The sequence below is a fragment of the Streptomyces sp. JH14 genome (genome assembly GCF_029428675.1).
Classification (GTDB): Bacteria; Actinomycetota; Actinomycetes; order Streptomycetales; family Streptomycetaceae; genus Streptomyces.
The window spans coordinates 5,128,552-5,142,012 of record NZ_JAJNEL010000001.1; the positions used below are offsets into that span (position 1 = coordinate 5,128,552).

Genomic DNA, 13,461 nt, shown 5'->3' on the forward strand with positions numbered 1-13,461 from the left:
CCCTTCGCGTCGCGTACCTCCGTCGCAGGCGGATTGGACTTCCGCGAGGACCTGTTGGACGTTCACCGCCGGGCCGTACGGCGGTCTTCCCGCAGTCACCTGACCCGCTTAGCTTCCCGGCTGTAGGACCGGACTCGGGAGGCTCAACTTGACCACGGACATCTCACGGCGGCGCCTCTTCGCGCTCGGCGGCGGAGCGCTCGGGGCGGCGGCGGCCGGGTCGCTGCTGCCGCCGTCTCTGCAGGCCGCGATGGCCGCGCAGCCGACGCGCCCGGCAGGGTCCGGCGGGCTCCAGGACATCAGGCACGTGGTGATCCTGATGCAGGAGAACCGTTCGTTCGATCACTACTTCGGCACCCTGCGCGGTGTGCGCGGCTTCGGCGACCGCAACGCGATCGAGCTGCCCTCCGGAAAGCCGGTCTTCGAGCAGCCGGGGGCATCGGGCACCACTGTGTTGCCGTTCCCGGTCCGGGACGCCGCCGCCGCGCAGCAGAAGGACCTTCAGTACATCGGCGCCCTCGACCACTCCTGGAGCGGCGGCGGCAAGGCGTGGGCCGGTGGGTGGATGAACGGCTGGGTGACCGCGAAGACGGCCGCCACCATGGCGTACTACGACCGCCGCGACATACCGCTGCACTACGAACTGGCCGACACCTTCACGATCTGCGACGCCTACCACTCGTCCATCCACAGCTCCACCAGCCCCAACCGCAACCACCTGTGGAGCGGAAAGACGGGCTTCGAGGCGAACGGCAAGCGGGCGGTCGGCAACGACGCGTACAGCGAGGGCACCCATCCGGGGTACGGCTGGAGCACGTACGCGGAACGGCTGGAGGAGGCCGGGCACAGCTGGAAGACGTACACCGAGTGGGAGAACTTCACCGACAACCAGATCGAGTTCTTCGCCACCTTCAAGGCGGTCGCCCGCAAGGCGCTGGCGAAGACCGGCGGTCACACGTACATGGAGTCCTTCTACGCGGCCGTCCGCGACACGGACGACGCGGCGGAGCGCGAGCGTCTGCTCGGTCTGCTGGAGGACGGGGTCGCCACGCTCACGACGGCCGAGCGCAGCCTCTTCGAGCGGGCGCTGCGCCGGGTCGAGACCGGCACGCTGGCCGAGGCGTTCGCCCAGGACGTCGCAGCGGGCACGCTGCCCGAGGTCTCCTACCTGGTGCCGTCGGCGGTCGACTCCGAGCACCCGAGCGTCTCCTCCCCGATCCACAGCGCCACGATCGTCTACAAGGTCCTGGACGCGCTCGGCCAGCACCCCGACGTGTGGCAGCACACCGTCGTCCTCATCAACTACGACGAGAACGACGGCTTCTTCGACCACGTCCCGCCGCCGGTCCCGCCGCCCGAGGTGACCGACGAGCAGTGGGAGTCCAAGCCCACCGGCCTCGGCGTGCGCGTGCCGCTGCTCGTCGTGTCGCCGTGGAGCGTGGGCGGCTACGTCTGCTCCGAGGTCTTCGACCACACCTCCGTGATCCGCTTCCTGGAGCGCTGGACGGGCGTGCAGGAACCGAACATCAGCGACTGGCGGCGCACCGTCACCGGCGATCTGACGTCGGCTTTCGATTTCACCCGCGGACGGCGCCGGCCCGAGACGGAGCAGCCGGGCGTCATTCCGCCGTTCACCGGACGCTGGTCGCCGAAGCCGCCTGCCGTGCAGCAGATGCCCGTGCAGGAGCCCGGCGTCCGTCCCGCCCGGCCGCTGCCCTACCAGCCGGACGCCCGGGCGAGGTTCGTGAACGGGGTGGTGCAGGTCGCCGTCAGCAACACGGGGCGTTCCTCGGCGCACTTCGCGCTCTACCCGTACGCGGGCGAGTTCCCCGTACCGCAGCACCAGGATGTGCGGGGCGCGGCGCACTGGACCGTGCCCCTCACCGGTGAGGCGTACCGGTTCACCGTGACCGGGCCGAACGGTTTCCGGCGCGAGTTCGCGGGGGTCGCCGAGAGCGGACCCGAGGTCGCCACGTGGGTCGACGGCCACGAGCGCGATCTGCACCTCACTCTGCGCAACACCGGGCGGCGGACGCTCACCTTCACCGTTCGGCCGCTGGGCTACGTCGACGAGGCGGAGCTGCGGGGCCGGACCCGGACGATCAAGGTGAAGCCGGGGCGGAGCCGTACGGTCGTCCACGCGGCGGCCGACGCGCACGGCTGGTACGACCTGGCCGTCACGGTCGACGGCGACGACGCCTTCCGCCGCCGGCTGATGGGGCACATCGAGAACGGCCGGGCGAGCGTCTCCGGCTGATCAGTGGCGCACGCCGCCGCCGCGAAGCGTGCGGGCGGGTCCGAAGGCCGGACCCGCCCGACACGGGGCGTGCGTCCGAGGGCGTGAGGTAAGCCGGATATCGGGCATGTAAGGGAATAATCAGACACTGTGAGCATCGCCACGAAACGGGCAAATGATCACTGGTGGCTGCCAGAGTGACGGTTCTCAGGTCAAGCGTTCTTTACGGGCTGTTCATCAGATCTCCCGAAGAAGACGAACCACCAGGGAGCACATTCGTTGGCTGCCATCGCCCGCTGGTGCGTCACGCACCGTCTCCTTGCCGTCCTCATCTGGCTGTTCACCCTCGTCGGCGCGGCCACCGCGGCGGGCTTGGCGGGTTCCGCGTACTCCAACGACTACGAGGTGCCCGGTACGGAGTCGGGCAGGGCCACCCAGCTGCTCAAGGGCGGTTTCACGGATCTCGGCGGTGACACCGACACCATCGTCTGGCACACCACCGGTTCCACCGTCCGGGCCGCCGACGTCGTACAGACGATGACCCGGACCCTGCACGCGATCGAGGAACTGCCGGGCGTCGGAGACGTGACCGGGCCCTACGGGGCCTCCGGCGCCGGGCAGATCAGCGCGGACGGACACACCGCCTACGCCACGATCACCTTCGACCACCAGGCCGACGACATCCCGGTCGAGCGGGCCCGGACCGTCGTCGACACCGCGAAGGCGGCCGCCGGTGACGGACTCCAGGTGGAACTGGGTGGCTCCGTCGCCGCCCTCACCGAAGCGCCGTCCGCGCACCTCAGCGAGGCCATCGGGGTGGTCGTCGCCGCGGTCGTCCTCTTCCTGGCCTTCGGATCGCTCGCTGCCAGCGTGCTGCCCATCGCCACCGCCCTCGTCTCGGTCGGAACGGCGTACGCGGGCATCGTCCTGCTCGGGCACCTGATGACCGTCGCCGACTTCGCCCCCATGCTGGGCATGCTGATCGGCCTGGGCGTCGGCATCGACTACGCGCTCTTCATCGTCACCCGGCACCGCCGCGGGCTGCGGCGCGGTCTGACGGTCGCCGAGGCGGCACGGAACGCCGTCGCGACGACCGGGCGTGCCGTCGTCTTCGCCGGGGCCACCGTCTGCATCGCCCTGCTCGGCATGCTGATCCTGCGGCTCGGCTTCCTCAACGGCGTCGCGATCGCCGCCTCCCTCACCGTCGTGCTGACCGTCGCCGCCTCGGTGACCCTGTTGCCCGCGCTGCTGTCGTTCATCGGGATGCGGGCGCTGAGCCGGCGTGAACGCAGGCAGCTCGCCGAGCACGGACCGCAGCCCGAACTCCCCACCGGCTTCGCGGCGCGCTGGTCGGCCTTCGTCGAACGCCACCCCAAGCTGCTCGGCGGCGCAGCCGCCGTGGTGATGCTGGTCCTTGCACTGCCCACGCTCTCGCTGCATCTGGGCACCTCCGACCAGGGCAACGACGCCTCGTCGTCCACCACCCGGCAGGCGTACGACCTGCTGGCCGACGGCTTCGGGCCCGGCATCAACGGTCCCCTGACGATCGCCGCGCAGCTCGACGGTGCCGACGACCGGCTGGCGATGGACGCACTGCCCGCCACACTGAGGGCCACGGAAGGCGTGGCATCGGCCGGCCCCGTCATGTACAACAGCAGCGGCGACACGGCGTTCGTCACTGTCGTCCCGACGTCGTCGCCGCAGGCCCGGCAGACGAGCGCCCTCGTCGACCGGCTGCGCACGGACGTCCTGCCCCAGGCCGAGGCGAACACCTCGCTCCAGGCCCATGTGGGCGGCGTGACCGCAGGCTACGACGACTTCGCGCAGGTCATCGTCGGTAAACTCCCGCTCTTCGTCGGGGTCGTCATAGGGCTCGGCTGCCTGCTTCTGCTGCTGGCCTTCCGGTCGATCGGTATTCCGTTGAAGGCGGCCGCGATGAATGTGGCCGCCGTCGCCTCCTCGTTCGGAGTCGTTGTCGCGATCTTTCAGTGGGGGTGGGGGAGCGAGCTGCTCGGGCTCGGCGGCGCCGGACCCATCGAGCCCTTCCTTCCGGTGATCATGGTGTCCGTTCTCTTCGGGCTCTCCATGGACTACCAGGTGTTCCTGGTCGGCCGGATGTACGAGGAGTGGCTGGAGACCGGCGACAACCGGCGGGCGGTCCGGGTCGGCCTCGCCGAGACGAGCAGGGTGATCAACTCCGCCGCGGTGATCATGATTTCGGTCTTCCTCGCCTTCGTGCTCAGCGGGGACCGGGTCATCGCGATGTTCGGCATCGCGCTCGCGGCTGCGGTCGCGCTCGACGCCTTCGTCCTGCGCACCCTGCTGGTCCCCGCCCTGATGCACATGCTGGGCGACGCGAACTGGTGGCTGCCGCGCCGGCTGGACCGGTGGCTGCCGCGCATCAGCATCGAACCGCCCGAGTGCCGGGCGCCGCGTGCGAGGATTTCCGGGGCAGATGGCAGGAAGGGCGACGAACCGGTCGTACTGCGCGTCCACTGAGATCGTGTGCGATCACCCCGGAATCACCGGACCACGTTGAAGGAGCATGATGTTCGCGGCACCCCTGGGTGACGACGGTGCGGAACTGCGCCCGCTGGAGATCTGGCAGGCGGAGGAGTTCCTCGTCCACATGGACCGGGCACGCGGGCTCGTCGACCCATGGATCCCCTTCGCCGGCTTCGCCACCGACCTCGAATCGGCGCGCGCCCTGCTGCAGCGGTACGCCGAGAAGCAGGCGGCGGACACCGGCCGGCTGTACGGCATATGGCTGGACGGCACCCTGGTCGGCGGCGTCCTCTTCCGGATCTTCGACACCGAGTCCGGGAACTGCGAGATCGGCTGCTGGCTGGAGCCCGCGGGGGAGGGGCGCGGCCTGGTGACCCGGGCGGCGCGCAAGCTGATCGACTGGGCGATCGAGGAGCGCGGCATGCACCGGGTGGAGTGGCACGCGTCCGCGGCCAACACGCGCAGTGTTGCCGTGGCCAAGCGCCTCGGCATGACGCGCGACGGCGTGCTGCGTCAGAACTATCTGTACCTCGGTGTGCGGCACGACTCGGAGATCTGGTCCGTGCTGGCCCCCGAATGGCGCGCCTCCCAGCGGGGCTGAGGCGGGCCCGGGGCGGGCGTTAAGAGGGTTCTCATCCGGGCGGCCTAGCCTGCGGCCATGAACCCCACGACTTCCCAGACCCCGCAAGCTCCCACCGCCGAAAGCGACCACGGGGAGCGGCCGGCGGACAGCCTCGACGAGGCGGCGACCGAAGCCGAGGGCGAGCGCGCGGTGCGCGAGGGCAGTGGCCCCGGCGCCGATGCGGATTCCGACCCCGACCGGGACTCGGGTCCGGGTTCCGGCCCCGACGACGGCCTCGACGACGATCCGGACCACGACCTGGAGGACGACGACTCCCACCGGGCGCCGTCCGGGCTCGTCGCCGCCTCGGCGGCCGTCGTCGCCGCCGGCCTCGGCGTCGTCGGACTGACCGGCGCCTGGACAGGCCGGGTCGTCGCCGAGCGCGAGACCCTGCTCGGCCAGATGAAGACCGCCTCCGGTGGCTCGGTGGCCCAGCAGATCTCCGAGATCTACGGCGACGCCTGGCACTCCACCGCCCTCGTCAACGGCCTCTTCGCCCTGCTGGCCCTGCTCGTCGGCGTCTTCGCGCTGGTCCGCCCGGCCTTCGGCGCCCCGGGGGACCCGCAGCCCGGCTGGGTCCGCGCCTTCGCGACCGCCGGTATCGCACTGGGTGTCCTCGGCGTGCTGATCTCGGTCGGCATGTACTTCGACCTCATCGTCGCCCTGCCGGCCGCGAGCGCCGCCGCCGGCTAAGGGCTGACCCGGAAGCGGAGAACGACCGGTACGCACCGGCCGGCGATGCCCTAAGGCATCCACGTGGGGGGCCTCGGTCCGCATGCGGTACCCACCGCATGCGCCTAAGGCCCCCCACCGCGCGGAGATGCGGAACTCGCCCGATGTGGCGGCACCCCCTGGGAGACGACAGTGGAGGCACGGCAGAAACGAGCGGGGCGGATTCCCGGCCCGCACACCGACTGCCCGTCCGCCAGGCCCTCAACGGGCCGTCGTCATCAGGGAGAAGCACATGTTCGCGTATGAGCTCCACAAGGCCCACGAAGCCGAACTCCTCCGCAGGGCCGAGCAGGCGCGCGTCGTCCGGCAGGCCCGCCGGGCCCGCCGCGTCGAGCGCCGCTCCGGACGCAACGAGGACGAAGGAGTGGTGAGTACGATCCGGGACCGCTTCGTCCACGCCGCCTGAGCGCAGGCGATGACAGCCGGTTCCCCTTCAGCCGCCACGGCGTCGGACCCATGTGCGATGCTCGGCGGCGTGGAGACCAGGTCCGTCAGTCCCGTGTTCGTCGGTCGCGCCGCCGAACTCACCTCGCTCACCGATGCGCTCGCCCGCGCCACCGCAGGACCACCCGGCCGTACCGGGGCCTTTGGCGGGGAGCCGCAGGCGCTGCTCATCGGTGGCGAGGCGGGCGTCGGCAAGACGCGGCTGGTCGAGGAATTCCTGACGGCGGCCGTCCGGCGCGATGCCGTCGTCGCGGTCGGCGGTTGCGTCGAGATCGGTGCCGACGGGCTGCCGTACGCCCCGTTCTCCACGGCCCTGCGCGCCCTGCGCCACACCCTGCCCGACGAGATGGCCGCGGCATGCGCCGGGCAGGAGGGCGAACTGGCCCGGCTGCTGCCCGAACTCGGCGAAGCCGACCGTGACGCCACCGACGAGCACGGCACCGCCCGGCTCTTCGAACTCACCGCACGACTGCTCGAACGCATATCCGCGGACCGTCCCGTCGTCCTCGTGCTGGAGGACCTGCACTGGGCCGATGCCTCCACCCGGCACCTCCTCGCCTATCTCTTCCGCACCCTGCGCAGCGGCCGTCTCGTCGTGGTCGGCACCTACCGGGCCGACGACATCCACCGCCGCCACCCCCTGCGCCCCCTCCTCGCGGAACTGGACCGGCTCCGCACCGTCCGCCGGATCGAACTCGCCCGCTTCAACCGCGCCGAGGTCGGCCGCCAGCTCACCGGCATCCTCGCGGCCACCCCCGAACCCGCCCTCGTCGACGAGATATTCGAACGGTCCGACGGCAACGCCTTCTTCGTCGAAGAGCTCGCCTGCAGCCTGGAGTCCTGCGACAGCGCCGGCCTCTCCGACTCGCTGCGCGACCTCCTCCTCGTCCGCGTCGAAACGCTCTCCGAGGACGCACAGAGGATCGCCCGGATCATCGCCGAGGGCGGTTCCACCGTCGAGTACGGACTGCTGGCCGCGGTCTCCGGGCTTGCCGAGGACGACCTCATCGGGGCGCTGCGCGGAGCCGTCGGCGCCAACCTGCTGCTCGCCACCCCGGAGGGCAACGGCTACCGCTTCCGGCACTCGCTGGTCCGCGAGGCCGTCAGCGACGACCTGCTGCCGGGCGAACGCTCCCGCCTCAACCGCCGCTACGCCGAGGCGCTGGAAGCCGATCCCGCCCTCGTCCGCGCCGGTGAACGTGCCACCCGCCTCGCCAGCTACTGGTACGGCGCACACGATGCGGCCAAGGCCCTCCCCGCTGTACTCAAGGCCTCCGTCGAGGCCCGCCGCCGCTACGCCTTCTCCGAGCAACTGCGGCTGCTGGAACGGGCCATGGAGCTGTGGGACGACGTTCCCGACGAGGTGCGCCGCACCCTGCGCCCCATCGACTACGCCGAGGTGTACCCGGCCTGTGGCTGCGACCCGGACGCCACTCCGCTGCGCTACCTCGATCTGATGGCCGAAGCCACCGTCGCCGCCCGCTTCGGCGGCGACCGCGAACGGGCCCTGGCCATCTCCAAGAAGGCCGTACGGCTCCTGGACGGCGAAGCGGATCCCCTGCGCGCCGCATGGTTCTGGGTCCAGCGCTCCCACCTGGTGCAGGGCCTCACCCGCGGCGACGGATGGCAGGAACTGGCCATCGCCCAGGACCTGGTCCGCGGCCTGCCACCGTCCGCCGTGCACGCCGACGTCCTCATGAGCGTGGCCGGCTGGGGCGCCCTGCACCGTCCCGGCGCCGAGACGCTCGCCGCCGCCGACCGGGCCGTGGAGTACGCCCAGCTCGTCGGCGACGAGTACATCGAGCTGCACGCCAGGCTCACCCGTGGCTGGCTCACCGCCGACGCGGGCGCCGTCGACGAGGGCATCGCCGAGATGTACGCCGTCCGCGACCGCGCCGACGAACTCCACCTGGTCGGCATCATGGACCGCGCCAGCATCAACCTCCCCTCCACGCTCGAAGCGATGGGCCGCTCCCTGGAGGCCGTGGCCGCAGCGGACCACGGCATCGAGGTCTGTCACCGTCACGGCCTCTCCGACTCGGAGGCCTGGGTCCGCTCCAACCAGGCGACGTCGTACTTCTCCCTCGGCCGCTGGGACGAGAGCCGGGCCACCGTCGAGGTGGCGGCCCGCGTCGCCCAGTCCCGCAAGGCGCAGGGTCTCGTCGCCCTGCGCCACGCCGAACTGGCTCTCGCCCGCGGTGACATCGCCGAGGCCGAGGTGCAACTGGCGCTGAGCCGACGCCACTTCGGCTCCAGCGACCCCCAGCCGCAGCACTTCATCGCCCTTGCCCGCCATGCCATGACCCTGGCCGTGCAGCAGGGCCGGCTCCCCGAGGCGCGGGTGACCTTCGAAGCCCTGGCGGAGCAGGGCTTCCCGACCGGCACCCAGCGGTACGCGCTGCCGCTGCTCCATGTCGCCGCCGCAGCCGAGGCGGACGCCCGGGGCCTGCCCGCCGCGGACCCCGGCCGGCCCGCGGTCCTTGCCCTGATACGCACGCACATGAAGCACCTGCCGATGGTGGTTCCGGTCTGGGCCGCGTACGGCCTGCTGATCACCGCAGAGCTGGCCCGCGCCGAGGGTGCCGACACGCCTGGCCACTGGGCCCGCGCGGCCGCCGCCTTCGCTCCTCTGCACCGCCCCTATGAACTGGCCCAGGTCCACCACCGCTGGGCCGAGGCCCTCCTCATCGCCTCCGGCGACCGCGCCGAGGCCACCGGCCTCCTGCGCACTGCTCACAGCACCGCCGAACGGCTCGGTGCGCGTCCGCTGGCGGAGACCATCGAGCTGATGGCCGGCCGCGCCCGGATCACGCTCACCGCCCCCGCCGGCGAGATCCCTGCCGCGGTCACCGTCGCGGCCGAGGGCACCGCCATGGACGGGGCCGCGGAGCGGGAGCGCGCCGAGGAGCGGCGCCGGGAAGCGGCGGCCGCGGCGGTGGAGTCGTTCGGGCTGACGCGGCGCGAACAGGATGTGCACCGGCTTGTCGCCGCCGGGCACACCAACCGGAGGATCGCCGAGGAGCTCTACATCTCACCCAAGACCGCGAGCGTGCACGTCTCCAACATTCTGGCCAAGCTCGGCGTCGCCAGCCGCGGCGAGGCCGCGGCTCTCGCCCACCGCCTCCGCCTGTACCGCTCCTCCTAACGGGGCGCGGCTGTCCAGTGGAGTGCGGCTGCGGGTGACAGGGCGGTCACGGCCGGTGGCCGATCGGTCCTCACCCGCCGGTCGGGCCCGAGGGCCCGTCTGCGTTCTCGTCCCCGTCCGCGTCCTCGCCCCCGTCTTCGGCGTCAGGCGCCGGATCCTCCGGAAGGCGGACCGTCACCTTGCCCGAGGCCAGGTCTATCGGGCCACGGCCGGGATCGCCCACGCCCAGGTCCACCCGAGTCAGCTCCAGCCGTTTCTGCTCCTCCGCGGCGTGCTTGCGGCCCGGGGCGAAGAGTTCCTCGAAGAAGTTGAACACCGGCTCGCACCCTTTCACCTGCTGTCGCCGCTATCGCACCTCCAGCACCAGGATTCTGTCGTCTCCCGATTCCGGTGTGCCACGGGTGTCCGTGTTGCTCGTGACCAGCCACAGTTTGTTGCCGCCCGCCGCGAGCACCGTGCGCAGCCGGCCGTACTCTCCTTCGAGGAACGACTGCGGGGCCGCCAGAGGTTCCTTGTCCGGGATTTCGGACAGCGGGACCCGCCAGAGCCGCTCACCGCGCAGGCCCGCCATCCAGATCGAGCCCGCGGCGAAGGCGATCCCGCTCGGGGAAGCCTCCGATGTCCTCCACTGTGCCACGGGGGCGAGGAAACCCTCCTTGCCGGCCTTGCCCTCGTACTTCGGCCAGCCGTAATTCCCACCGGGCACGATCTGATTCAGCTCGTCCCAGGTGTCCTGCCCGAATTCGGACGCCCACAGCTGACCCCGGCTGTCCCAGGCCAGCCCCTGCACATTGCGGTGCCCGTACGAATACATCACCGAGCCGGGCTCCGGGTTGCCCGGTGCGGGCCTGCCGTCCGGGGTCATCCGAAGGATCTTGCCCGCCAGGGACTTCTTGTCCTGCGCGAGCCCGGTGGACCCCGTCTCGCCCGTCCCCGCATACAGCATGTGGTCCGGGCCGAAGGCGATCCGGCCGCCGTTGTGGATGCCGCCCTTCGGGATGCCCCGCAGGATCGTGTGCGGCGTCCCCAGCTGCCTGCCGGTGCCGCCGTGCTCGTCGTACCGCATGCGGGCGATGCGGTTGTCGGTATCCGTCGTGAAGTACGCGTACACCAGTTGGTCCGAGGCATAGGCCGGCGAGATCGCGATCCCCAGCAATCCGCCCTCCCCTGCGGGCGACACCCCGGGCACCGTGCCCAGCAGTGTCTTGCTTCCGGTCCTCCCGTCGATCCGTGTGATCGTTCTCTCGTCGCGTGAGGACACCAGCAGATCACCGCCGGGCAGCTCCGCCAGACCCCAGGGGGAGGCGAGTCCCCCGGTCAGTGTCGACACCACCCTCACCGAGCCCTTCGCGGGCGGCAGCGAGGACGGGGGCGGCAGAGCGGAGGACGAGGAGGGCGGTGCGTGTGTCGTGCTTGCCGCGTCGCTCCCCGTGCTCCGTGAACCGTCGCTCGACGAGCACCCCGACACCAGCAGTGAGCCCACGGCGACCGCGGTCACCATCGCGCGGCGCGCAACGGGCGTCCCACGCGGGCGTTCCCCCCGGGTTCTCACGGATCCGCATACAGAAACGCGCACGGCACCGATCCCTTCGACGGCTGCATGACTACTGTTCTTACACCGCAGCCCCGTCCCGGGTTCCGCATGCCGGCGGAATTTCTGCGCTCAGTCCCACGACCCGCGCGCCCGCGGCAGCCGTGCGATCTCCGCCAGGTCCTGTGCGGTCAGCTCCAGCCCGGCCGCCCCCGCGTTCTCCACCGCCCACTGCTCCCGCTTCGTGCCCGGCACCGGCACCACATGCGGGCCCTGGCGCAGTACCCACGCCAGCGCCACCTGCGCCGGAGTCGCCCCGTGCCGCTCGGCGATCCGCCGCAGCCCTACCACCACCGGCTGGTTCGCCGCCATCATCTCGGCCGTGAACCGCGGGTGCCTGGCCCGCAGATCGTCCGGCTCGAAACCCTGGCCCGGAGTCAGCGTGCCCGTCAGATAGCCGTTCCCCAGCGGCATCGCGGCCAGCAGCCCCACGCCGCGCGCCTCGCACCACGGCAGCAGCGTGTCGAGGGCCTCCGGCGACCACACCGAGAGCTCCGCCTGGACCGCGCTCACCGGAAAGACCTGCTGCACCCGCTCCAGCTGGCGGATCGTTCCGTCATGCATCCGTGCCCCCGGCCTGCGGGTCGCCCGCGCCCCGACCGCGCTCAGCCCCAGTGCCCGCACCTTTCCCGCCGTGACCAGCTCCGCCATCGCGCCCCAGGTCTCCTCCACCGGCACCTCGGGATCGGCCCGGTGCAGCTGGTACAGGTCGATCACATCGGTCTGCAGCCGCCGCAGCGATGCGTCGCAGGCCCGGCGCACATAGCCGGGGCGGCCGTTGGCCACGATGTGCTGATCGCCCACCAGCAGCCCGCACTTGGTGGAGACGAAGGCATCGGCCCGGCGCCCCTTCAGAGCCCTCCCGATCAGGAGTTCGTTGGTGAAGGGGCCGTACATGTCGGCCGTGTCGAGCAGTTGGACGCCCGCATCGAGCGCCGCGTGCACCGTTCGCAACGCACGGTCACCACGCTGCTGCGACGTGCTGTACGCCCAGCTCATCGGCATGCAGCCGAGCCCGACCGCACCCACGGCGAGCGCCGCCGCACCGAGACTCCTGCGCTCCAACTCCCCGAACCCTCCCTCGGCCCCGCCGTCACGGGACCACACCGCATCCCAAAGTAGCCTCTGCCGTCCTCCGGGCTTCGCATAGCCTCCTGACCATGACTTCTATGACGACGCCCGATGTATGGCTGCCGATTCCGGCCGACGAGATCGAAGGACTTCCCGAGGGCCTCACCTACCGCTTCTGGAACGGCGCGCAGGACTTCCCCGCCGACCCCGCGGACTGCGCCTTCTATGTCGTTCCCTACATGAAGGGGCCGGAGATCGCGGCCCGCCCGCTCGCCGAAATGGGGGCGGTCCAGGTCGTGCAGACGCTCTCCGCGGGCATCGACCATGTCCAGCCGGCGCTCGGCCGACTGCCCGCCGGGGTGCGGCTGTGCAACGCCAAGGGGGTTCACGAGGCCTCGACGGCGGAGCTCGCCCTCGCGCTGGTGCTCGCCTCGCTGCGGGGCTTTCCCGGGTTCGTCCGCGGCCAGGACAAGGAGGAGTGGCGGGCCGGTTTCTACCCGGCGCTCGCCGACAAATCCGTGCTGATCGTGGGGTACGGATCCATCGGCGCCGCCATCGAGGACCGGCTCGCGCCCTTCGAGTGTGCGCGGGTGGCGCGCGTCGCGCGCTCCGCGCGGACAACCGCACGCGGCCCCGTACACACACTCGACGACCTGCCCGTACTGCTGCGCGAAGCCGCCATCGTCATTCTGTCCACTCCGCTGAACCCCTCCACGCAAGGGCTGGTGAGCGCAGACTTCCTCGCTTCGATGCCGGACGGCGCGCTGCTCGTGAACGTCGCCCGGGGCGGCGTCGTGGACACCAAGGCCCTGCTGTCCGAACTCGAGTCCGGTCGGCTGCGGGCCGCCCTCGATGTCACCGACCCGGAACCGCTGCCCGCCGGCCACCCCCTCTGGCATGCTCCGAACGTCCTGATCACGCCACATGTGGGCGGCAGCACCTCGGCGTTCCTGCCGCGGGCCAGGCGGCTGCTGGCCGGCCAGCTCACCCGGTTCGCCGCGGGGGAGCCGGTACACAACGTGGTACTCACCACCGACTGACCACGCTGCGAAGCCGTTTCGCTGCGCACAGTGCCGACAACGGCTTGATCGGTCACGGAGAGTAGAGGAACTATG

At 71.3% G+C, this 13,461-nt stretch carries 10 protein-coding genes; 7 read left to right on the plus strand and 3 right to left on the minus strand.

Annotated elements, in window-relative coordinates; genetic code table 11:
- Positions 1-148: 148 nt before the first annotated feature.
- From LRD69_RS23290 to LRD69_RS23315, 6 genes are all read left to right on the plus strand, one after another.
- Positions 149-2,257 carry a phospholipase C, phosphocholine-specific gene (locus tag LRD69_RS23290; RefSeq protein ID WP_277328488.1) on the plus strand — a complete coding sequence of 703 codons (2,109 nt, stop codon included), beginning with the start codon at positions 149-151 and terminating at the stop codon, positions 2,255-2,257.
- Positions 2,258-2,515: 258 nt separating this feature from the next.
- On the plus strand, positions 2,516-4,735 hold the full coding sequence (locus LRD69_RS23295) for an MMPL family transporter (protein WP_277328489.1): 2,220 nt from the start codon (positions 2,516-2,518) through the stop codon (positions 4,733-4,735).
- 49 nt (positions 4,736-4,784) lie between these two features.
- The gene (locus tag LRD69_RS23300) at positions 4,785-5,342 is read left to right on the plus strand and encodes a GNAT family protein (RefSeq protein WP_277328490.1); all 558 of its coding nucleotides are present in this window, start codon (positions 4,785-4,787) and stop codon (positions 5,340-5,342) included.
- Between the two features lie 57 nt (positions 5,343-5,399).
- Complete coding sequence (locus tag LRD69_RS23305) at positions 5,400-6,056, plus strand: hypothetical protein (protein WP_277328491.1); 657 nt, start codon at positions 5,400-5,402, stop codon at positions 6,054-6,056.
- A 271-nt stretch (positions 6,057-6,327) separates the two neighbouring features.
- The gene (locus tag LRD69_RS23310; RefSeq protein WP_277328492.1) at positions 6,328-6,501 is read left to right on the plus strand and encodes a hypothetical protein; all 174 of its coding nucleotides are present in this window, start codon (positions 6,328-6,330) and stop codon (positions 6,499-6,501) included.
- A gap of 57 nt (positions 6,502-6,558) precedes the next feature.
- The gene (locus LRD69_RS23315; RefSeq protein ID WP_277328493.1) at positions 6,559-9,684 is read left to right on the plus strand and encodes a helix-turn-helix transcriptional regulator; all 3,126 of its coding nucleotides are present in this window, start codon (positions 6,559-6,561) and stop codon (positions 9,682-9,684) included.
- A 70-nt stretch (positions 9,685-9,754) separates the two neighbouring features.
- Here the strand turns inward: LRD69_RS23315 and LRD69_RS23320 are convergent, their stop codons facing one another.
- The 3 genes from LRD69_RS23320 to LRD69_RS23330 all read right to left on the minus strand — a co-directional run bounded on the left by LRD69_RS23320 (position 9,755) and on the right by LRD69_RS23330 (position 12,304).
- Positions 9,755-10,000: a DUF6191 domain-containing protein gene (locus tag LRD69_RS23320; RefSeq protein WP_277328494.1), complete on the minus strand. Its 246-nt coding sequence runs from the start codon at positions 9,998-10,000 to the stop codon at positions 9,755-9,757.
- A 30-nt stretch (positions 10,001-10,030) separates the two neighbouring features.
- Positions 10,031-11,185 carry a PQQ-dependent sugar dehydrogenase gene (locus LRD69_RS23325; protein ID WP_277328495.1) on the minus strand — a complete coding sequence of 385 codons (1,155 nt, stop codon included), beginning with the start codon at positions 11,183-11,185 and terminating at the stop codon, positions 10,031-10,033.
- A 162-nt stretch (positions 11,186-11,347) separates the two neighbouring features.
- Positions 11,348-12,304, minus strand: coding sequence for an aldo/keto reductase (locus LRD69_RS23330; protein ID WP_277329851.1), 957 nt, complete (start codon positions 12,302-12,304; stop codon positions 11,348-11,350).
- Between the two features lie 131 nt (positions 12,305-12,435).
- On the opposite strand from LRD69_RS23330, the gene LRD69_RS23335 reads away from it, so the two are divergent.
- On the plus strand, positions 12,436-13,386 hold the full coding sequence (locus LRD69_RS23335) for a 2-hydroxyacid dehydrogenase (RefSeq protein WP_277328496.1): 951 nt from the start codon (positions 12,436-12,438) through the stop codon (positions 13,384-13,386).
- Positions 13,387-13,461: the final 75 nt, after the last annotated feature.

Bases quoted from the DNA above. Each gene is read 5' to 3' on its own strand.
- LRD69_RS23300 (WP_277328490.1), top strand. From the start codon at position 4,785: ATGTTCGCGGCACCCCTGGGTGACGACGGTGCGGAACTGCGCCCGCTG.
- LRD69_RS23305 (WP_277328491.1), top strand. From the start codon at position 5,400: ATGAACCCCACGACTTCCCAGACCCCGCAAGCTCCCACCGCCGAAAGC.
- LRD69_RS23310 (WP_277328492.1), top strand. From the start codon at position 6,328: ATGTTCGCGTATGAGCTCCACAAGGCCCACGAAGCCGAACTCCTCCGC.
- LRD69_RS23315 (WP_277328493.1), top strand. From the start codon at position 6,559: ATGCTCGGCGGCGTGGAGACCAGGTCCGTCAGTCCCGTGTTCGTCGGT.
- LRD69_RS23325 (WP_277328495.1), bottom strand. From the start codon at position 11,185: ATGGTGACCGCGGTCGCCGTGGGCTCACTGCTGGTGTCGGGGTGCTCG.
- LRD69_RS23335 (WP_277328496.1), top strand. From the start codon at position 12,436: ATGACTTCTATGACGACGCCCGATGTATGGCTGCCGATTCCGGCCGAC.